The organism is Allobosea sp. P1_A7 (assembly GCF_056406775.1).
The window spans coordinates 1-21,095 of sequence record NZ_JBFTZN010000045.1; the positions used below are offsets into that span (position 1 = coordinate 1).

General features: G+C 65.3%; 16 protein-coding genes. 10 read left to right on the forward strand and 6 right to left on the reverse strand.

The genetic code is table 11. The annotated features are described in order from the left end of the window. Nucleotides 1–187 precede the first annotated feature (187 nt). The 4 genes from AC1D34_RS10290 to serA all read left to right on the forward strand — a co-directional run bounded on the left by AC1D34_RS10290 (nt 188) and on the right by serA (nt 3,563). Nucleotides 188–646, forward strand: a complete 459-nt coding sequence (locus AC1D34_RS10290; protein ID WP_476824175.1) for a MarR family winged helix-turn-helix transcriptional regulator — start codon at nt 188–190, stop codon at nt 644–646. A gap of 125 nt (nt 647–771) precedes the next feature. After that, a complete protein-coding gene (locus tag AC1D34_RS10295) occupies nt 772–1,752 on the forward strand; it encodes an SPFH domain-containing protein (RefSeq protein ID WP_476824176.1) in 981 nt (326 codons plus the stop codon). A gap of 10 nt (nt 1,753–1,762) precedes the next feature. Next, nucleotides 1,763–2,209: an NfeD family protein gene (locus AC1D34_RS10300; RefSeq protein WP_441487900.1), complete on the forward strand. Its 447-nt coding sequence runs from the start codon at nt 1,763–1,765 to the stop codon at nt 2,207–2,209. Between the two features lie 97 nt (nt 2,210–2,306). Beyond that, nucleotides 2,307–3,563, forward strand: a complete 1,257-nt coding sequence (gene serA, locus AC1D34_RS10305) for a phosphoglycerate dehydrogenase (RefSeq protein ID WP_441487901.1) — start codon at nt 2,307–2,309, stop codon at nt 3,561–3,563. A 13-nt stretch (nt 3,564–3,576) separates the two neighbouring features. Here the strand turns inward: serA and AC1D34_RS10310 are convergent, their stop codons facing one another. Continuing rightward, entirely contained in the window at nt 3,577–3,903 is a 327-nt protein-coding gene (locus AC1D34_RS10310; RefSeq protein WP_476824177.1) for a DMT family transporter, read from the reverse strand. Continuing rightward, a complete protein-coding gene (locus AC1D34_RS10315; RefSeq protein WP_476824178.1) occupies nt 3,900–4,574 on the reverse strand; it encodes an FMN-dependent NADH-azoreductase in 675 nt (224 codons plus the stop codon). The genes AC1D34_RS10310 and AC1D34_RS10315 overlap by 4 nt, the downstream gene beginning before the upstream one ends. A gap of 121 nt (nt 4,575–4,695) precedes the next feature. On the opposite strand from AC1D34_RS10315, the gene AC1D34_RS10320 reads away from it, so the two are divergent. Beyond that, nucleotides 4,696–5,562, forward strand: coding sequence for a LysR family transcriptional regulator (locus AC1D34_RS10320; RefSeq protein WP_476824179.1), 867 nt, complete (start codon nt 4,696–4,698; stop codon nt 5,560–5,562). A 4-nt stretch (nt 5,563–5,566) separates the two neighbouring features. Here AC1D34_RS10320 and AC1D34_RS10325 read toward each other — a convergent pair whose 3' ends face one another. After that, nucleotides 5,567–6,541, reverse strand: a complete 975-nt coding sequence (locus tag AC1D34_RS10325) for a KpsF/GutQ family sugar-phosphate isomerase (protein ID WP_441487905.1) — start codon at nt 6,539–6,541, stop codon at nt 5,567–5,569. Between the two features lie 197 nt (nt 6,542–6,738). On the opposite strand from AC1D34_RS10325, the gene AC1D34_RS10330 reads away from it, so the two are divergent. Further along, the gene (locus AC1D34_RS10330) at nt 6,739–8,283 is read left to right on the forward strand and encodes an outer membrane beta-barrel protein (RefSeq protein WP_476824180.1); all 1,545 of its coding nucleotides are present in this window, start codon (nt 6,739–6,741) and stop codon (nt 8,281–8,283) included. Nucleotides 8,284–8,381: 98 nt separating this feature from the next. Here the strand turns inward: AC1D34_RS10330 and galU are convergent, their stop codons facing one another. Then, the gene (gene galU / locus AC1D34_RS10335) at nt 8,382–9,260 is read right to left on the reverse strand and encodes a UTP--glucose-1-phosphate uridylyltransferase GalU (protein WP_476824181.1); all 879 of its coding nucleotides are present in this window, start codon (nt 9,258–9,260) and stop codon (nt 8,382–8,384) included. 219 nt (nt 9,261–9,479) lie between these two features. Here galU and galE point away from each other — a divergent pair, with 219 nt between their 5' ends. The 3 genes from galE to AC1D34_RS10350 all read left to right on the forward strand — a co-directional run bounded on the left by galE (nt 9,480) and on the right by AC1D34_RS10350 (nt 13,095). Then, nucleotides 9,480–10,469, forward strand: a complete 990-nt coding sequence (galE, locus tag AC1D34_RS10340) for a UDP-glucose 4-epimerase GalE (protein WP_441487908.1) — start codon at nt 9,480–9,482, stop codon at nt 10,467–10,469. 88 nt (nt 10,470–10,557) lie between these two features. Continuing rightward, nucleotides 10,558–11,799: a lytic murein transglycosylase gene (locus AC1D34_RS10345; protein WP_476824182.1), complete on the forward strand. Its 1,242-nt coding sequence runs from the start codon at nt 10,558–10,560 to the stop codon at nt 11,797–11,799. 63 nt (nt 11,800–11,862) lie between these two features. Continuing rightward, on the forward strand, nt 11,863–13,095 hold the full coding sequence (locus AC1D34_RS10350) for an SGNH/GDSL hydrolase family protein (protein WP_476824183.1): 1,233 nt from the start codon (nt 11,863–11,865) through the stop codon (nt 13,093–13,095). A 147-nt stretch (nt 13,096–13,242) separates the two neighbouring features. On the opposite strand, the gene AC1D34_RS10355 is transcribed toward AC1D34_RS10350, so the two are convergent. Together AC1D34_RS10355 and gltB are read right to left on the reverse strand one after the other, a co-directional pair. Further along, nucleotides 13,243–14,664, reverse strand: a complete 1,422-nt coding sequence (locus AC1D34_RS10355) for a glutamate synthase subunit beta (protein WP_476824184.1) — start codon at nt 14,662–14,664, stop codon at nt 13,243–13,245. Nucleotides 14,665–14,687: 23 nt separating this feature from the next. Beyond that, the gene (gene gltB / locus AC1D34_RS10360) at nt 14,688–19,361 is read right to left on the reverse strand and encodes a glutamate synthase large subunit (RefSeq protein WP_476824189.1); all 4,674 of its coding nucleotides are present in this window, start codon (nt 19,359–19,361) and stop codon (nt 14,688–14,690) included. A gap of 661 nt (nt 19,362–20,022) precedes the next feature. Here gltB and AC1D34_RS10365 point away from each other — a divergent pair. Next, entirely contained in the window at nt 20,023–21,087 is a 1,065-nt protein-coding gene (locus tag AC1D34_RS10365) for a threonine aldolase family protein (RefSeq protein ID WP_476824185.1), read from the forward strand. Nucleotides 21,088–21,095: the final 8 nt, after the last annotated feature.

Consider the following 21,095-nt stretch of genomic DNA (forward strand, 5'->3'; position numbering starts at 1 on the left):
GCGTACAAAAGGCCTTGAAGGCAAGATGCCCGGCCGTCTTCGGTGCAACGAAGCTGGAGAGGCGGATGAGCGGTCGAATGATACGGAGTGCTGAACCGGCCATGGTGCGACCTCTAGTTCGTTCAATGCTGAACAAATATGTTCAACCATGAACAAAAAGCAAGAGCCGATTTCGGCGAACTCCGACATGGCTCAGCCTGAGGACAGGCAGGTGCTGCCCTGGGAACTGCCGCGCTTCCATAACTGGATCGCGGTCGCGCGCGTGCACGCGCTCTGGAAGAAGGTGTTCAGCGAGGCGCTTGCGCCGCTCGGCATTCAGCTCGCGCATTATGACGTTCTTGCGAATGTCTTCCATGTGCCGGGCCTGACCCAGCAGGCGCTGGCGGAGAAGCTGCTCGTCGGCCGCAGCGCGATGAGCATGCTGCTGCCGGAGCTGGAGCGGCGCGAGCTGATCGAGCGTCGTGGCGACGAGGCTGACCGCCGCGTGCGCCGGCTCTGGCTGACGCCCGAAGGCGAGGTGCTGACGCGCAAGGCGATGGCGATCCATGTCCAGCGCATCGAGGCGATGATGCTCGTGCTCAGCGACGATGAATGCGCGATGGTCGGCGAGTTAATGCGGCGGGTCYCAAAGGCCTTGGAAGGCTGAGCGATGCAGCCCCCGCTTGCACATGGTCGTCGCAATCGTCAGGTTGCGTGCATCGGGGCCTCGGGCCCCTTTTGAACGCTGGAGCATGAAACTCCAGAGCGTGCCCGGCGGACTGGCGGAGCCAAATGAATCAGATCTTCAGTTTCGACATCGTTGTCGTGATTCTGGTGCTGCTCGTCATCCTGACGATCGCGCTGGGGGTTCGCACTGTTCCGCAGGGCTATAATTATACGATCGAACGCTTCGGCCGCTATTCGCGTACGCTCGGGGCGGGCCTCGGCCTGATCGTGCCCTATATCGACCGGGTCGGCCACAAGGTGAATGTCATGGAGCAGGTGCTCGACATTCCGAGCCAGGAGGCGATCACCAAGGACAATGCCGGCGTCCGGATCGACGCTGCCGCCTTCTATCAGGTGCTCGACGCAGCCAAGGCCTGCTATGAGGTTTCGTCGCTCGATCAGGCCCTGATGGTGCTGACCATGACCAATATCCGCACCGTCGTCGGCTCAATGGATCTCRACCAGTTGCTGTCGCATCGCGACGAGATCAACGAGCGGTTGCTGCGGGTCATGGATGCCGCGGCTTCGCCCTGGGGCGTCAAGGTCACCCGCATCGAGATCCGGGATATCCTGCCGCCCGCGGATATCGCCGGCGCGATGAACCGGCAGATGAAGGCCGAGCGTGAGAAGCGCGCGGCGGTGCTGGAGGCGGAAGGCCTGCGGCAGGCCGAGATCCTCAAGGCGGAAGGGCAGAAGCAATCGCAGATCCTTGCAGCCGAGGGCCGCAAGGAAGCGGCGTTGCGCGATGCCGAGGCACGCGAACGGTTGGCCCAGGCCGAAGCGGCAGCGACAGCCATGGTCAGCGAGGCGATCAGCCGTGGTGATATCCAGGCCGCGAATTTCCTGATCGCCGAGCGCTATACCGATGCGCTCAAGGCCATCGCCAGCGCGCCAAACAGCAAGGTGGTGATCGTGCCGATCGAAGCAGCGGCGCTGGCCGGCACGGTCGGCGGCATCGCGCAGCTCACCCGCGCGGTCTTCGGCGAGGACGCGATCGAGGCGCGCCGCACCGGCTCGGTTCCCGCCTCCGGCCGGACGAGCGCCTGAGGGTACGACGATGCTGGACTGGTTTGGATCGATCGGAGGCTGGGGCTGGGTCGTGATCGGCCTCGTCCTGATTGGCGGCGAGCTGCTGGCACCCGGTGTCTTCCTGATCTGGCTCGGCCTTGCTGCACTGCTGACCGGGCTCGTGGTTGGGCTGACCGGGGTGGGCTGGCAAGGCGCGGCGCTGATCTTCGCGGCTTTGTCGGTCGCCAGCGTCCTTGCGGGCCGGGCCCTGACCCGGCGCAAGTCGGATGAACCGGATGCGGCGCAGGGCCTGAACGACCGCGGGCGGCAGCTGATCGGCAAGGTCTTCAGGCTCGATGCGACCATGACCGGTGGCGAGGGCCGCATCCGCGTCGGCGACTCCTCCTGGCGAATCACCGGGCCCGAGCTGCTGGCTGGCTCCGAAGTGCGGGTCGTGCGGGTCGACGGTGCGACGCTGGTGGTCGAGAAAGCCTGAACGTTGCGCCGCCAGCTCATCTCGCTGATGCGAAATCGGGCTGCCCATATCGATGCGCGGGGTCTATAGGGAACTCCCACCGCAAGCGAAGCGCACCATGCCAGACCAGACCGAACGCCTGTCGCTGCCAAAGGACCGGATCCGTGTCCTGCTGCTCGAAGGGATCAATGATTCCGCTGCCGATCTGATGGTCCAGGCCGGCTATACCAATATGATCCGGCTGCCCAAGGCACTCGATCACGATGAGCTGCTCAAGGCTGTCGAGAAGGTGCATGTGCTCGGCATCCGCTCGCGTTCGCAGCTCACGGCCGACGTTTTCGAGCGCGCAAGCCGCCTCTTTGCCGTCGGCTGCTTCTCGGTTGGAACCAATCAGGTCGACCTGCAGGCCGCCCGCGCGCGTGGCGTCCCCGTTTTCAATGCGCCGTTCTCGAATACCCGCAGCGTCGCCGAGCTCACCATCGGCGAGATCGTCATGCTGCTGCGGCGCATCCCCGACCGGTCGCGTTCGGCGCATGACGGCGGCTGGGACAAGTCGGCCAATGGCAGCTTCGAGGTGCGCGGCAAGACGCTCGGGATCATCGGCTACGGCAATATCGGCAGCCAGCTCTCGACACTGGCCGAGGCGATGGGCATGCGGGTGCTCTATTTCGACCACACCGACCGGCTGCGGCACGGCAATACCGAACCCGTCGACAGCCTGAAGCACTTGCTCGGCTCCTGCGACGTGGTCTCGCTGCATGTGCCGGAGACGCCCGCGACCCATGGCATGATCGGCAAGGCCGAGATCGCCGCGATGCGCAAGGGCAGCTATCTCATCAACAATTCGCGCGGCACCGTCGTCGATCTCGATGCGCTGGCCGAGGCGCTGGGCAGCGGCCATCTTGCGGGGGCCGCCGTCGATGTGTTCCCGAAGGAGCCTGCCTCGAACAGCGAGCGCTTCGTCTCGCCGCTGCAGGGCCTGCCCAATGTCATCCTGACGCCGCATGTCGGAGGCTCGACGGAGGAGGCACAGGAGCGCATCGGTGCCGAGGTGGCGCGCAAGCTGGTCGATTATTCCGATATCGGTTCGACTGTCGGCGCGGTGAACTTCCCGCAGGTGCAACTGGCGCCGCGTCCGATCGGGACGCGCTTCATCCATGTCCAGCGCAACGAGCCCGGCATGCTGCGGCGGCTGAACGACATCTTCGCCCGGCGCGAGGTCAATATCTCCGCCCAGAACTACCAGACCGATGGCGAGATCGGCTATGTCGTGATGGAGGCCGACCGCATCGGTGCCGATGCGGACGCCATCCTGGCCGAGATCAGGGCGCTCGACGGCACGATCCGGGCGCGGTTGCTCTACGAGAGGCAGTGAGCGGGTAACCCGCTCACGCCGTCGTCTTCAGCCCGACGATGCCGACGAGCACCAGCGCGATCCAGAAGAGACGGGCGATCGTGGCCGGCTCGCCGAAGACGAGGATGCCGACGAGCACCGAGCCGAGCGCGCCGATGCCTGTCCAGACCGCATAGGCCGTGCCGAGCGGCAGCACGTCCAGCGCCTTGATCAGAAGCACGACGAAGACGACCAGAAGCAGCACCGAGACAAGCGCCCAGTGCAGGTCGCGAAAGCCGTCGGCCTTCTTCATGCTGAGCGCCCAGGCGACATCGACGATGCCGGAGACGACGAGGACGATCCAGGCCCAGCCCGTTGTCATGACGCACTCCTGAGCCGTTCCGTGCCAATTCCCACCGTGACTGCAAAGCTGGCGGCGATCTCTTCAAGACGGGCATGCGCATGCGCGCGGCCTTCAGCGACCTCCTGATCGGGACCGATCGTGGGCCCCTGGCCGACCACGATGGCGTCGCTGAGGCCAATGAAGCCGAGTGCTGCCTTGAGATAGGGCGTCGCAAGATCGGGCCGACCCCGGCTCGGCCCTTCGCTATAGTCGCCAGCGCTTGCGAGGATGGCGAGCGTCGGGCGCGACCTCAGCAGCGGCGTGTATCCCGTCGCAGGATCGAAGGAGAAGCTCAGCCCCGGCTGGGTGACGAGGTCGATCCAGTGCTTGAGCTTGTAGGGGATACTGAAATTCCACATCGGCGTCGCGATCAGCACGAGATCGGCTCCGGCGAGACGGGCGATCATTCCCTCGATGACCCGCCAGGCCGCCTGTTCCGGGGCGTTGAGATCGCGCCTGGCGAGGCGGGCATATTTCGCCGCCAGCATGGCGCCGTCGAATTCCGGCAGCTCCGCGGCCCAGAGATCGAGCGTCTCGACCGAGAGTGTGGGCAGCCTTGCCTGGAGGGCGGCAAGGAAGTGCTGCGCGCTGGAAGACGAGGCCGAATCCGCCTTGCGCGGGGAAGCCTGGATGAAGAGCAGCCGTGTCATGTGACGCAAACCTCGTAACGTAGGCGCTCCAAGCGGGAGCGCGACTGCATGAAAGGTGGATTGCGCTTACGCGACTTCAAATGCTTGATATGCGAAATGATTTCGCAATAGTGCGACGACAATGCTGAGCCATGATGATCTCGCCCTGATCCTCGCGGTCGCGCGCGCCGGCCGGATGAAGCAGGTGGCCGAGATGCTCCAGACCCATCCGGCGACGGCCTATCGCAGGCTCGAGGCGCTGGAGCGTCGGCTTGGCAATCCGCTCTTCGAGCGCGGGGCGGACGGCTATGTCCCGACGATGCTCGCGGAGGAGATCATCCAGCGCGCGGGCGATATCGAGCARCGGCTGGATGAACTGAACCGGGCGGTCGCGGGCCGGGACAACCGCCTCCGCGGCACGCTGAAGGTCACGACGGCCGATACGCTGGCCTATATCGTCGCGCCGATCGTGCTCAGCTTCGCGGACGCGCATCCGCAGATGTCGGTTGAGCTGCAATTCTCCAATGCGATGGCCGATATGGCGCGCAACGAGGCCGATGTTGCCATCAGGCCGACGCATGCTCCGCCGGAAGCCCTGGTCGGGCAGCGGGCCGCGCGCTTCGGCTTTGCAGCCTATTCGGCGAATGACGACGGAGGTGTGCGAGACATGACCGAGCTTCTGGCGACTCGGCGATGGATCGGCCTTGCGCCGGCCCTGATGCATGCCCCGGCGGCGCGCTGGCTGCGTGATCACGTTCCGACGGAGCGTGTCGGTGCAAGCGTGGATTCGTTCTTCGCGGCGGCCGTTGCGGCGCGATCAGGGGCTCATGCACTTTTGCCGAGCTATCTCGGCGACGAGCCATCGCTCGGACTGGCTCGCCTGAGCGAGCCGGTTCCCGAGCTTGCATCCGAGATCTGGGTTTTGACCCATCCCGATCTGCGTCATGCGGCGCGGGTCCGGGCCTTCACCCGGCACGCGGCGAAGGCATTGCGCGAGCGATTGGCCTGACGGTTCAGGCGACGCCGAGCGTCAGCAGGTCATGCACATGCACGAGGCCGACCGGATGTTCCTCAGCGTCCGCGACGACCAATGCCGTGATGCGCAACCGGTTGACCATCTCGAGTGCCTCGACGGCCAGCGCATCGGGGGCGATGCGGCGCGGGGATGGGGTCATCACATCGCGGGCGCGCAAAGCGCTCGGCCCGCCGGAGCCGAGCTTGCGGCGCAGGTCGCCATCGGTGACGATGCCGGCGAGGCGCCCGTCGAGATCGGTGACAATCGCGCAGCCAAAACCCTTGGCCGAGATCATCGCGATCACATCCGGCAGCGCAGTGTCGAGGCCGACGCGGGGCAGGCCCTCGCCACGATGCATGATGCTCTCGACAGTCTTGAGCTGCGCGCCGAGCTTGCCGCCGGGGTGGTAGACGAAGAAATCCTGGCGCGAAAAGCCACGGGCCTCGAGCAGCGCAATCGCGAGCGCGTCGCCGAGCGCGATCTGCATGGTCGTCGAGGTCGTGGGGGCGAGCCCGTTCGGGCAGGCCTCTTCCGCCTTCGGGATCACGAGGGCAATGTCGGCCTCGCGGCCAAGCGCGCTCTCGGCATTGGCGGTCAGCGCGATCAGGCCGACGCGGAAACGGCGGGTATAGGCGACGATGGCGGACAGCTCCGCCGCCTCTCCGGACCAGGAGAGGGCGATGACGACATCCTCCGGCTGGACCATGCCGAGATCGCCATGGCTCGCTTCGGCCGGATGCACGAAGAGGGCAGGGGTCCCGGTCGAAGCCAAGGTCGCTGCGAGCTTACGCCCGACATGGCCCGATTTGCCCATGCCGGTGACGACGACACGGCCGGCGGCAGCGCGGATCAACTCCACAGCGGCTGCAAAGGGTTCGCCCAGGCCGTTGGCGAGCGCGGTGTGAAGCGTATCGAGCCCGGTGCGCTCGGTCGCGATGGTGCGGAGCGCCGAGGCGCGGATATCGGCTGTCATGGCTGGGGCGTCTAGCACAGTCCGGGCAGGGACTTCCACCGTCAAGCCTCGCAGCAGGACTGCCAAACCTCGCAGCAGGGCTGCCAAGCCTCGCAGCAGGGCTGCATTGACGGCACGTTAACCCTCTTCGTTCTAACTCCGTTAACCATGCGTGCCATCCGGGCGCGCCTTGGCTTGTTCCGGAGTTCGCTCTCCTCGTGTCCCGTCGCGTCACGACCGTGCTTTTGAYAGGCGCTGCAGCAGCAGGCCTTGCGGCGGCATGGCCTGCGATCGACACGGCATGGGCGCAGCAGGCACGGGCCCCGAGCCTGCGCAGCACCGTGCCCGCCTATGTCGCCCAGGCCCAGGCGGCGCCGGATCAAACACAGCAGAGTGCGACCTCGCCGATTCCCGAGGCGGTGCGCGATCCGGCTGCCTTGATCCAGAACCAGCCTTCGACGATTTCCAACCGCGCGCCGCCGCGCGCCAGCCGTCCGGTACTGGCGCCCGGCCTTCGTGGCGTCACGCAGCGCCAGTTCCGCGCGCCGCAACCGGCCGTTTCGACATTGCCGCAACCAGGCCCGGCGGCTCCGCCGCCGCTGCGGCGGCGTTCGATCGTCGAGGAAGACCCCTACGCGCCGCTGGGGCTCAGGCTTGGCAATGTCATTCTGACCCCGGCGACGACGAATTCCGTTGGCTATGACAGCAATCCGCAGCGTGTCTCCGGCCCGAACAAGGGCTCAGGCTTCGCTCGTTACGAGGGCGAGCTTGGCATCCAGTCGGACTGGAACGTGCATCAGTTGAGGGGCAGGCTGCGCGGCGCCTATTCCGAGTATTTTCGCGATGGCGAAGCCTCGCGCCCGGACGGCGAGGGGGCGCTTGATCTTCGGCTCGATGCGACCCGCGATACCCGCATCCTGCTGGAAAGCCGCCTCAGGCTCGATACGCAGCGTCCCGGTTCGCCGGACCTCAATGCGCCGGTCGTCGGCCGGCCGCTGACCTATTTCTATGGCGGCTCGGCCGGTGTCACGCATGACATCAACCGTCTGCAGCTGACGCTACGGGGTTCAGTCGACCGCCAGGACTTCGAGAACGCGAAGCTGATCAGCGGCGCAACCCTGAGCCAGGCCGACCGCAACCAGACGGACTATGGCTTGCGGCTACGAGCCGGCTATGAGCTGACGCCGGGCCTCAGGCCTTTCATCCAGGGCGATATTGACACGCGCCAGTATGACCAGCGGGTGGATTCTAATGGATTTGAGCGCTCTTCGAACGGGTACACCGTCAGTGTCGGCTCCACTTTCGAAATCAGCCGGCTGGTCACGGGCGAAGTGTCCGTGGGCTATCAGGACCGGGCCTATGAGGATCCCCGGCTGAGGAACCTGCGCGGCATGGTTGGCGATGCCGCGATCCTGTGGACGCCGACCCCTTTGACGACGGTGACGCTGCGCGGCACGTCAGAGCTTGGCGATACGACGATCGCGGGCAGCAGCGGCACCTGGGCGCGCCGGGCCACCCTCGAGGTGGCTCATGCCTTGCGCCGCAATCTGACTGTGACCGGCTTCACCACCTTCGGCCGCACCGCCTATGAGGGGCAGGGGCTGCGCGAAGATTATACGGCGATCGGCGCCCGGCTCGAATACAAGCTGACGCGGACCTTCGCGGTGCGGGCGAGCTTCACCCATGAACGCCTGAACTCGACTGCGCCGAACTCGGATTACACGGCCAATGTCGCGCAGGTCGGTCTGCGGCTGCAGTTCTAAGCCAGGCTTGACATGATGGCCGGCGCCGAGCCGGCCCTCTCATCACCTCGGGTTCCCGGGCCCGCATCGGGCCTGGCCCGGGAATCCCGGTGCGACGGTTACGCCTCGAGCAGCCGGTGGATTTCTGCGCGCAGTTGCGGGCCAAGGTCGCCGCGCTGGAGCGCATAGGCGATGTTGGCGGTCAGGAAGCCGAGCTTCGAACCGGTGTCGTAGATGTCCCCATCGAAGCGCACGGCGTAGAAGGGCTCCTGCCGGGATAGTGCGATCATCGAATCGGTGAGCTGGATTTCGCCGCCGGCGCCTGTTTCCTGGTTCGCCAGCAGATTGAAGATCGTCGGCTGCAGGATGTAGCGGCCGGTGATGTGCAGATTCGAGGGGGCCGTTCCCTTTGCCGGCTTCTCGACCATCTTCGTGATCTTCGAGACCTTGGCCTTCACGTCCTCGACGCCGACGATGCCGTATTGATGGGTCTGGTCGTCCGGCACCGGCGCCACGCCGATGTGGTTGCCGCCGTGCTTCTCGAAGGCGTCGATCATCTCGGCGAGGCAGCCCTTGCCGAGGCTGTGATGGAGCATATCCGGCAGCAGCAAGGCGAAGGGCTCGTCACCGATGACATCGCGTGCGCACCAGACGGCGTGGCCAAGGCCAAGCGGAGCCTGCTGACGGAGGAAGCTCGCGGCGCCCGCCGGCGGCAGATCCGCCCTGAGCGCCTCCAGTTCCTTCATCTTGCCGCGCTTGGCCAATGTGTCATCGAGCTCATAGGCGATATCAAAATGGTCTTCGATCACGCCCTTGTTGCGGCCGGTGACGAAGACGAAATGCTCGATGCCGGCTGCCCTGGCCTCGTCGACGACATGCTGGACGACCGGACGGTCGACGATGGTCAGCATTTCCTTGGGGACCGCCTTGGTGGCGGGAAGGAAGCGGGTACCAAGGCCCGCGACGGGAAGGACGGCCTTGCGGATGCGTTTCGTCATGAAAAACCCATTTCGCGCACCGAGCGTGGTGCGCCTGCGTCGGAAGGGCAAAGCGTAGGAAGCCGGCGTGCCCCGATCAATGCCAGCTGTTGCCAAGGCTGTCGCGCAATTCTGGCGAAAGGCGGGCCAGCCTGTTCCTGATACCAATCGTCGCTTGATGCGTCGTCAATCCTTTTTGCTTAAGGCCTATGCCAGAGCGATGACAATCGGAGACGATACATGACGATTCTGGTCTCGGGCGGCGCCGGCTATATCGGCAGCCATATGGTGCTGGAGCTGCTCGATCGCGGCGAAAAGGTCGTCGTGCTCGACGATCTCTCGACCGGCTTCTGGTGGGCCGTGCCCCCGGAAGCGACATTCGTACAAGGCGATATGGGCGATCAGGCTCTGGTCGAGCGCGTCATCGCCGAGCATGGCATCACCGAGATTGCGCATTTCGCAGCCAAGATCGTGGTGCCCGATTCGGTTTCCGATCCGCTTGGTTACTATCTCAATAACACCGTGAAGACGCGCGCCCTGCTCGAGAGCGCGGTGCGCGGTGGCGTCAAGCACGTGATCTTCTCCTCGACGGCAGCAGTCTATGGTGAGCCGGCCGTCAGCCCCGTGCCCGAGGAAATCGGACTTGCGCCGATCAACCCCTATGGCCGCTCGAAGCTGATGAGCGAGTGGATGCTCGGCGATGTCGCGCGTGCCCACGGCCTGACCTATGTGGCACTGCGCTATTTCAACGTGGCCGGGGCCGATCCGCGCGGCCGTTCCGGGCAGTCCGCGGCGAACGCCACCCATCTGATCAAGGTCGCGAGCCAGGCGGCGCTCGGCCAGCGCGCCGGGCTCGAGATCTTCGGCACGGACTATCCGACGCCGGATGGCACCTGCGTGCGCGACTATATCCACGTCACCGATCTGGCGCGGGCGCATCTGGCGGCGCTCGATCATTTGCGCGATGATGGCGCCAGCCTGACACTGAACTGCGGCTATGGTCGTGGCTATTCGGTGAAGGAGGTGGTCGAGGTGGTGAAGCAGGTGTCGGGGACGGATTTCCCGGTCAAGCTCTCGCCGCGCCGGGCCGGCGATCCGGCGTCCCTGGTTGCCAAGGCCGACCGCATCCGCGCCGAACTCGGGTGGCAGCCCGAACATGACGATCTGACGCAGATCGTCACGCAAGCCCTGGCCTGGGAAGAGGTTCTGCGGACCCGAAACGCGCGGTGATTGCGCTACGTTAACCCATGGTTAATCTTGTTCGGGCGCTGTTGCTGAAGTCGTTTACGCCCAGCCTGTCCTAGCAAGGTTTTTGCCCATGCGCCGCCTGTCCCTCGTCCTCGCCGTGGCCACAGCCAGCCTCGTCCCGGCGCTGGCTCAGACGACAGGCTCGATCAACGCCTCGGCGCGCTCGCACAGCACGAATGCTGCGACCGCCGGGCAGGGCCAGGCGTCCTTCGATGCCTTCCTGCAGCGGCTCTGGCCGCAGGCGCAGGCGCGCGGCATCTCGCGCAAGACCTTCGATCTGGCCTTTCGCGGGGTGACGCCGGATGCCTCGATCGTCGCGCTGACGAAGAAGCAATCGGAGTTTTCGGCGCCGATCTGGACCTATCTCAACAACGCTGTCGGTGGCACGCGCGTCGCACGCGGGCGTGACTCTGCCGCCGACAATGCAAGTACGCTCGCCCAGGTCGAAGCCCGCTATGGCGTGCCCAAGGAGGTCGTGCTCGGCGTCTGGGGCATGGAAACCAATTACGGTTCGTTCAAGGGCGACAAGGACACGATCCGCTCGCTCGCGACGCTCGCCCATATCCGCTATCGCGGCGACTTCTTCCGCGATGAACTGCTGACGGCGCTCGAGCTGATCGAAAAGGGCTATGTCGAGCGCAGCGAGCTGCGCGGCTCCTGGGCGGGAGCGATGGGGCACACCCAGTTCATGCCGTCGAGCTACATGAAATACGCCGTCGACTTCACCGGAGACGGGCATGCCGATATCTGGGCTTCGACCAGCGACGCACTGGCCTCGACCGCCAACTACCTCAAGGGCTATGGCTGGGTGCCGGGCCTGCCTTGGGGCATGGAAGTGAGGCTCCCGGAGAATTTCGATCACCGCATCAACAAGGCAAGTTTCTCTGCCTTCAACGCGGCAGGGGTGCGGCGGGCCGATGGGCGGGCGCTGCCATCCTCGGGTGAGGCGCGGCTGTTCTTTCCTGCCGGCTATCGCGGCCCCGTCATGCTGCTGACCGCGAATTTCGACGTCATCAAGAAATACAACTCCTCTGACGCCTATGCGCTTGCGGTCGGCCATCTCGGCGACCGGATCGCAGGGCGTCCGGCAATCCAGGCTGAATGGCCGGTCTCGGCGCCGCGGCTGGACATGGCAGGAACCAAGGATCTGCAGCGGCGGCTGAAGGTGCTTGGCTTCTATGATCATGATGCCGACGGGCGCATCGGCACCGGCACACGCGAGGCGGTGCGCCAATACCAGCTGAGCGCTGGCCAGATCGCCGATGGCTACCCGACGCCGGCGCTTCTCGCGCGCATGCGTGGGGCGCGCTGACTCCAGCCTCCGACCGCGGTATGATGCCGGCGAACTCCGTCGGCCGGTAGGACCGAGAGCGCCATGCGTTTGCGTTCACTTCTGATGGTTCTGGGGGCTGCCCTGCTCCTGCTGCTGACCGGCGGGCCGTCCTCCTTTGCCGAGAACGACACGATGCTGACGCGTGATCCCACGCTGCAGCGTGGCCGCGGGTTCGTTTTTCCCTTCAGCCGACTTCAGCCGCAGCCCCAGCCCGCGCCACAGCGCCAGCGCGTGGCGCCAGCCCAGGCACGCAGGACGTCGCCGGTGGTCGTACGCGACGATCCGGTCATCCCCAAGGTCGATGTCAGCTACCATATCGTCGTGCTGGGGGATTCGCTTGGCGATCTCGTGGTCGGCGGGCTCGTCGAGGCCTTGAATGATCGTCCCGACGTCGCGGTGATGCGCAAGACGAAACTCGAATCCGGTCTTGTCCGCACCGATTTCTACGATTGGCCCAAGGCGGTCACCGATCTGCTGGCGAGCGACCAGAAGATCACCGTCGCCGTAATGCTGCTCGGGCTCAATGATCGGCAAGCGATCCGTGAAGGCGAGACCCTTCATGAGCCGCTGAGCGAGCGTTGGCTGGAACTCTAWCGGGATCGGGTCGACGGCATCGCCGGGGCTTTTGCGGCGAAACGCATTCCCTTGCTCTGGGTCGGTCTCCCGCCCGTCCAGAATTCACGCCTTACCGCCGACTATGTCATTCTCAACGACGTCTATCGGCAGCGTGTCGAGCGGGCCGGCGGCCAGTACATCGATCTCTGGGGCGGTTATGTCGATGCCGAGAACCGCTATAGGGCGATGGGGCCCGATGTATCCGGGCAGACGACGCGATTGCGCACCGCCGACGGCATTCATTTCACCAAGGCGGGGGCACGCAAGGCCGCTCACTTCATCGATGTGGTGATCCGCCGTCTGATCGAGGGGCGTCCGGAACAAGGCGTGATCGCGCTTCCGGTCGCGCCCGAGACCGGGGCTCCAAGCAATCCGGAACTGCAGGCCGGCGGCATCGAACGCCTGATCGACCGTATGGTCCAGGGATTGCCCGACCTCGGCGGCCTTGGCCCCTTGCTGCAGGCAAAGCCGCTCGCAGGTCCGATCATGCCGCTGACAGGGGTGTCGTCCAATGGGGACCGGGCGCTGCTCGCCTCGATCCAGGAGGCGAGAGGACGGGGCGACCTCGCCACCCAGCTCGACCGCGTGTTCGGCGAGGGGGTCGCGAGCGAACCGAAGCCGGGTCGCATCGACGATTACCGCTGGCCGCGCCGGAACTGACCGGAACCGACACGAATATACCGCTTCCCTTCGGGAGAAGGGGAGCCCCGCAGCGCCGAGGCGGGCGAGGGGCCACTCGGGCCACCTGCTCCCCTCATGCGCCGTCCGCTGCGGCATGTCCTCCCCCGAGCGGGAGAAGGGATCTCCCTATCGCGGCAGGATGGTCTCGCCCATCAGGTGCTTGTCGATGGAATGGGCCATCTGGCGACCCTCGCGGATCGCCCAGACGACCAGCGACTGGCCGCGGCGCATGTCGCCGGCGACAAACACCTTCTCGACCGAAGTCTTGTAGGCGAGCGTGTTCGCCTCGACATTGCCGCGCTTGTCGAGCGTGACGCCGAGCTTCTCGATCAACCCTTCACGGACCGGCGAGACGAAGCCCATGGCGAGCAGGACGAGATCGGCCCTGAGGTCGAACTCGGTGCCCGGGATCGGCTTCAGCGCATTGTCGACGCGGGCGCAGTTCAGCCTGCGGACCTGGCCATTCTCGCCGGTGAACTTCAGCGTGGTGATGGCGAAGTCGCGCTCGGCCCCCTCCTCGTGACTGGAGGAGGTTCGGAGCTTGAGCGGCCAGTTCGGCCAGGTCAGCGCCTTGTTTTCCTTCTCCGGCGGCTGCGGCATGATCTCGATCTGAGTCACCGAGAGCGCACCCTGGCGCAYCGAGGTGCCGATGCAGTCAGACCCGGTATCGCCGCCGCCGATGACCACGACATGCTTGCCCGTCGCCAGGATCTCGGCACCATTGCCGTTGGCTGCCTCGCCGCCGACGCGACGGTTCTGCTGCGGCAGAAAATCCATGGCGAACTGGATGCCAGCGAGCTCGCGACCCTCGATCGGCAGATCACGCGGCTTCTCGGCGCCACCGGTCAGGCCGACGGCGTCATAGCGCGCCAGCAACTCGGCCGGGTCGATATCGACGCCGACATTGGCATTGTAGTGGAAGACGACGCCTTCGGCCTCCATCTGGCGGACACGGCGCTCGACATGGGACTTCTCCATCTTGAAGTCCGGAATGCCGTAGCGCAGCAGGCCGCCGGCGCGCGCCTGGCGCTCATAGAGATGCACCTCGTGGCCGACACGGGCGAGTTGCTGGGCCGCAGCGAGGCCCKCCGGACCGGAGCCGATGATGGCGATCTTCCTGCCGGTCTTGGCACGCGGCAGCTGGGGGATGATCCAGCCCTCCTGCCAGCCCTTGTCGACGATCGCACATTCGATCGATTTGATGGTGACCGGCGTGTCCTCGAGATTCAGCGTGCAGGACGCCTCGCAGGGGGCAGGGCAGACGCGGCCGGTGAACTCCGGGAAGTTGTTGGTCGAGTGCAGGTTGTCCAGCGCCTCGCGCCACTTGTCGTTGTAGACGAGGTCGTTCCAGTCCGGGATCTGGTTGTTGACCGGACAGCCGTTGTGACAATACGGGATGCCGCAATTCATGCAGCGCGCCGCCTGGTCGCGGGTTGCCTCCGCGCCGAGCGGAATGACGAATTCCTTGTAGTTCCTGATCCGGTCCGAAGCCGGAAGGTACTTCCGGTCGCGACGGTCGATCTCGAGGAAGCCGGTTACCTTGCCCATCGTCTCACATCCGCCTGATTGGGTTACTCGGCCGCGACCGACATGCCGGCTTGCGCCCGCTCGATTTCGAGGAGGGCACGCCGGTATTCGACCGGCATGACCTTGACGAATTTGGGCAGGTATTCCGTCCAGTTCTCGAGAATGTCCTTGGCCCGCTGCGAACCGGTGTAGCGGTGATGATCGGCGACGAGCAGGTGCAGGCGCTCGGCGTCGTAGCCGGACATGTTGGCCATCACGTCGATCCGGCCCTTGAACTCGAGGTCGCCGCCATGGTGGTGGATGCGCTGCATCAGTTCCTCCTCCTCGGTGACCGGCTCGAGATCGACCATGGAAAGGTTGCAGCGCTTGGCGAAGCTCTTGTCCTCGTCGAGCACATAGGCGACACCGCCCGACATACCGGCCGCGAAGTTGCGGCCGGTCTGGCCGAGCACGACGACGACGCCGCCGGTCATGTATTCGCAGCCATGATCGCCGGTGCCCTCGACCACCGCGATCGCGCCGGAGTTGCGCACGGCGAAGCGCTCGCCGGCGACGCCGCGGAAGTAGCATTCGCCCGAGATCGCGCCGTAGAGCACGGTGTTGCCGACGATGATCGAATTCTCGGCGATGGTTTGCGCATCCGGCGACGGCCGGATGATCAGCTTGCCGCCCGAGAGACCCTTGCCGACATAGTCATTGGCCTGGCCCGTGAGATCGAGCGTGACGCCATTGGCGACCCAGGCGCCAAAGCTCTGGCCGGCAGTGCCGGTGAGCCTCACCGTGATCGTGTCCGCCGGCAGGCCGGCATAGCCATAGCGCTTGGCGACTTCGCCCGAGAGCATCGCGCCGGTCGAGCGGTCGACGTTGCGGATCGGGCTCGTGATGACCACAGCCTCGCCCTTATCGAGGGCGGATGCAGCCTTGGCGAGCAGCGTCCGGTCGAGCACGGTGTCGATCGGGTGCTTCTGGCGCTCGACATGGCGGATGGCGACCTCGCCCTTCACCTCCGGCTTGTGGAAAATCCGGGTGAAGTCGAGGCCCTTTGCCTTCCAGTGGTCGATCGCCTGCTTCTTGTCGAGCCAGTCGGAGCGGCCGACGAGATCGTCGAACCTGGCGACGCCGAGGCTCGCCATGATCTCGCGCACGTCCTCGGCGAGGAAGAAGAAGAAGTTGATGACGTGCTCGGGCGCGCCCTTGAAGCGCTTGCGCAGCACCGGATCCTGGGTCGCGACGCCGACCGGGCAGGTGTTGAGGTGGCACTTGCGCATCATGATGCAGCCGGCCGCAATCAGCGGAGCGGTGGCAAAGCCGAACTCGTCGGCGCCGAGCAGGGCACCGATGACGATGTCGCGGCCGGTGCGAAGGCCGCCATCGACTTGCAGCGCGATACGCCCGCGCAGCTTGTTCAGCACCAGGACCTGATGGGTCTCGGCGAGGCCGATCTCCCAGGGTGATCCGGCATGCTTGATCGAGGTCAGCGGCGATGCGCCGGTGCCGCCCTCATAGCCCGATATGGTGATGTGGTCGGCGCGTGCCTTGGCGACGCCGGCCGCAACCGTGCCGACGCCGAGCTCCGAGACGAGCTTGACCGAGACATCGGCCGCCGGGTTGACGTTCTTCAGGTCGAAGATCAGCTGGGCCAGATCCTCGATCGAGTAGATGTCGTGATGCGGCGGCGGCGAGATCAGGCCGACGCCCGGCGTCGAATGCCGGACCTTGGCGATGCGCGCGTCGACCTTGTGGCCGGGCAGCTGGCCGCCCTCGCCGGGCTTGGCGCCCTGCGAGATCTTGATCTGCATCATGTCGGAATTGGCGAGGTATTCGACCGTGACGCCGAAGCGGCCGGAGGCGACCTGCTTGATCGCCGAGCGCATCGAGCGGCCGTCGGGCAGCTTGACGAAGCGCTCTGGCTCCTCGCCGCCTTCGCCGGTGTTCGACTTGCCGCCGATCGTGTTCATGGCGATGGCGAGCGTCGAATGCGCCTCATGGCTGATCGAACCGAAGGACATGGCGCCGGTCGAGAAACGGCGCACGATCGAGGCCGCCGACTCGACCTGATCGAGCGGGATCGGCTTGGTGCCGAGCGCGTCGGCATCCTTGATCTGAAACAGCCCACGGATCGTCGAGAAACGCTGGCTCTGGTCGTTCACCAGCTCGGCATAGGCCTTGTACTTGTCCTGCGCATTGCCGCGGACGGCATGCTGGAGCAGCGAGATGTTCTCCGGCGTCCAGRCATGGTCCTCGCCGCGGATACGGAAGGCGTATTCGCCGCCGATATCGAGCGCATCGCGATAGACCGGCGAGTCGCCGAAAGCATCGCGATGCCGGCGCACGGTTTCTTCCGCGAGCTCCGGCAGGCCGACGCCCTCGATCGAGGACACGGTGCCGGCAAAGTACTTGTTGATCGTCTCGGTCTTCAGGCCGATCGCGTCGAAGATCTGCGCGCCGCAATAGGACTGATAGGTCGAGATGCCCATCTTGGACATGACCTTGAGCAGGCCCTTGCCGACAGACTTGATGAAGCGCTTGACGACCTCGTAGCGGTCGACCTCCGGCGGGAACTCGCCGGCCTCGTAGAGCGCCTCGAGCGTCTCGAAGGCGAGATAGGGGTTGATCGCCTCGGCGCCGAAGCCGGCAAGACAGGCGAAGTGATGAATTTCGCGCGGCTCGCCGGATTCCACAACGAGACCCACCGAGGTGCGCAGGCCCTTGCGGATCAGGTGGTGATGGACAGCGGCCGTCGCCAGCAGAGCCGGGATCGGAATGCGGTCCGGTCCCACCTGCCGGTCGGAGAGGATGATGATGTTGTAGCCGCCATGCACGGCCGCCTCGGCCCGTTCGCAGAGCCGTGCGATAGCGCCTTCCATGCCGGCTGCGCCTTCGCGCGCGGGATAGGTGATGTCGATCGTCTTGGTGTCGAAGCGGTCCTCGTAGTGACCGATGCAACGGATCTTCTCGAGATCGTCATTGGTCAGGATCGGCTGGCGCACTTCAAGGCGCTTGCGGCGCGAGGTGCCCTCCAGGTCGAGGATGTTCGGCCGCGGCCCGATGAAGGAGAGCAGGCTCATCACCAGCTCTTCGCGGATCGGGTCGATCGGCGGGTTCGTGACCTGTGCGAAGTTCTGCTTGAAATAGGTGTAGAGCAGCTTCGACTTCGAGGAGAGCGCCGAGATCGGCGTGTCGGTGCCCATCGAGCCGACGGCCTCCTGGCCGGTCACGGCCATGGGCGCCATCAGGATCTTGGTGTCTTCCTGGGTGTAACCGAAGGCCTGCTGACGATCGAGCAGGGCGACATCGGTGCGCGAGGCGCGCGCCTCGACCGGCGGCAGCTCCTCCAGCACGATCTGGGTCCGCTTCAGCCAGTCCTTGTAGGGATTGGCGAGGCAGAGCGAGGTCTTGATCTCGTCATCGCCGATGATGCGGCCTTGATCGAGATCGATGAGCAGCATCTTGCCGGGCTGGAGACGCCACTTCTGGACGATCTTCTCTTCCGGGATCGGCAGCACGCCATATTCCGAAGCGAGCACGACGAGACCGTCATCGGTGACGAGATAGCGCGCGGGCCGCAGGCCGTTGCGGTCAAGCGTCGCGCCGATCTGCTTGCCGTCGGTGAAGGCGATGGCGGCAGGGCCGTCCCAGGGCTCCATCAAGGCGGCGTGATATTCGTAGAAGGCGCGGCGCTCTTCATCCATGAGCGGGTTGCCGGCCCAGGCCTCGGGCACGAGCATCATCATGGCATGGGCGAGCGAATAGCCGCCCTGGACCAGGAATTCGAGGGCGTTGTCGAAGCAGGCGGTGTCGGACTGGCCCTCATAGGAAATCGGCCAGAGCTTCGAGATATCCGCGCCAAACAGCTCGGAATCGACCGAGGCCTGACGAGCAGCCATCCAGTTGACGTTGCCACGCAGCGTGTTGATCTCGCCATTATGCGCCACCATCCGGTAGGGGTGCGCAAGGCGCCAGGACGGGAACGTGTTCGTGGCGAAGCGCTGGTGGACGAGCGCAATCGCGCTCTCGAAGCGCGGATCGGTCAGGTCCTTGAAATAGGAGCCGAGCTGCGTGACGAGCACCATGCCCTTGTAGACGATGGTGCGGGCCGACATCGAGACCGGGTAATAGGTCGCGGTGGCGCGGTCCTGGCGCTTGTAGACCTTGTTCGAAACAGACTTGCGCAGGACATAGACCTTGCGCTCGAAATCATCCTCGTCGGTGATCTCGACCGGACGGCCAACGAAAAGCTGGCGATGGGTCGGCTCGGTTTCCTTCACAGCCTCGCCGAGGTCGCTGTTATCGACCGGTACGTCGCGCCAGCCGAGGAAGACCAGGCCTTCCTCCTCGACCGTCTGTGCGACGATCTCCTCGCAGACGGCGCGATCGCCGGCATCCTGCGGCATGAAGAACTGGCCGATGGCGTAGTGGCCGGGCTCGGGCAGGGCGATGCCGAGCTTCGCGCATTCTTCTTGGAAGAAGCGATGCGGAATCTGGGTGAGGATACCGCAACCATCGCCGAGCTTGGGGTCGGCGCCGACAGCGCCGCGATGGTCGATATTGTGCAGGATCTGCAGGCCCTGCTCGACGATCGCATGGGTCTTGCGGTTCTTCATGTCGGCGATGAAGCCGACGCCGCAGGAATCCTTCTCGAAGGACGGATCGTAGAGGCCCTGGCGTTCGGGCATGGCCGGATCGCGCACCGTCAGGACCGGCTCGGTGGCCGTCATGGTCGTCACAGCTTTGCTGCTGAAGACACCCGACTTGCTGGTTCCGCTCATCGTCAAACCCCGCTTGCCATATCCCTCGCGCTTCCGCCGAGAGACCCGCATCAGTCTACATCGCCGTCCGCACCGGCCCCTGCTGGCCTTCAAGGCAGCAAGGATGGAGCCAGTCCGGCCAGGTTCGTCTGTCAGAGGGGGGCTTGCGCTGTTTTAATCCCGCGCCCGCGTCCTCCGCAGGCGCCTCGGGCTTCCCAGAGCCCTGTCGCGCCTGTTTACGCCGCCGTTTTACGGGCGGCGCGTTTACGGTTGGCTGTGGCGGTCGTGGCCGTGCCCCTCGTCATTGCTCCGCTCCGTTGCGATCGTCCGACATCAGGCTCGCGGCCTCATGTCAGCGCGGTGAAAAATGGGACAGTAACACTGTCCTATTGAGACGAATTTGCCAGAATTCTAATGTCGGCACAAGCGTGAATTTTGGGCGGATTGGAAATATTGTTGCGATATGCGTTTCGATGGCGACATTTCCGGGATGAAAGGCACAGTTGGGTCGCACGCTTCTTGTCCGAAGGGCTTATACCGGCGGCGGCCGGTCCGGGCTCAGTCGCGCCGTGCAAGGCGTCATTCCGGCCTTGCGCTTGGCAGGGCGCGCCCGCCTCGCTAACGCTCGTTCATGAACTTCATCAGCGACAATACGGCGGGTGCGAGCGCCCCGGTGATGGCCGCGATCGCGGCCGCCAATGACGGCGCAGCGGCCGCCTATGGCACCGATATCTGGACCCAGCGCGTCGAACGGCTCTTTGCCGAGCTGTTCGAGCATGAGGTCTCGGTTTTCCTGGTGACCAGCGGCACGGCTGCGAACGCGCTGGCGCTGGCCTGCCTGACGCGCCCCTGGGGCGCGGTCCTGACCCATCAGGAAAGCCACGTCGCCGATGACGAGTGCGGCGCGCCGGAATTCTTCGGCGACGGCGCCAAGCTCATCGGCCTGCCCGGTACCGGCAACAAGATCACGCCTGAGTCCGTGACCAAGGTCTTGGCGCGGATGCGCGAGGGCGCGCTGCATCAGGTGCAGCCGCAGGCGGTCTCGATCACGCAGGCAACCGAATGCGGGTTGGTCTATCGTCCCGACGAGGTGCGGGCCCTGAAGCAGGCGGCCGAGCCACGCGCCCTGAAGCTGCATATGGATGGCGCCCGCTTTGCCAATGCGCTGGTCACGCTGGGCTGCTCTCCAGCCGAGATCACCTGGAAGGCGGGCGTCGACGTCCTGTCCTTTGGCGGCACCAAGAATGGCGCCTGGGCAGCCGAGGCCGTGGTCTTCTTCGATCAGGCCTTGGCTGCTGAAATGAAATGGCGGCGCAAGCGGGCCGGTCATACTCTTTCCAAGGGCCGGCTGATCGGCGCACAATTCGAGGGCCTCTTGGCCGGCGGCCATTGGCTGGCGCTGGCGCGCCACGCCAACGCGATGGCGTCCCGGCTGTCCGAGGCGGTTGCGAGAGGCGGCTCGGTGCGGTTGGCCTGGCCCTGCGAGGCCAATACGGCGTTTCTCGTCCTCGATGCTGCAACGCAGKAGCGCCTGAAGGCGGCCGGGGTCGGCTATCACGCCTGGTCCGACACCGCGCTTCCMGACGATGCAGCGCTTGCATCGGGCGATATTGTCGGTCGGTTCGTGATGTCCTTTGCGACGCGCTCCGAGGATGTCGAACAGCTGATCTCGCTGCTGAACGCGCCGTCTCGCTGAAATATCCC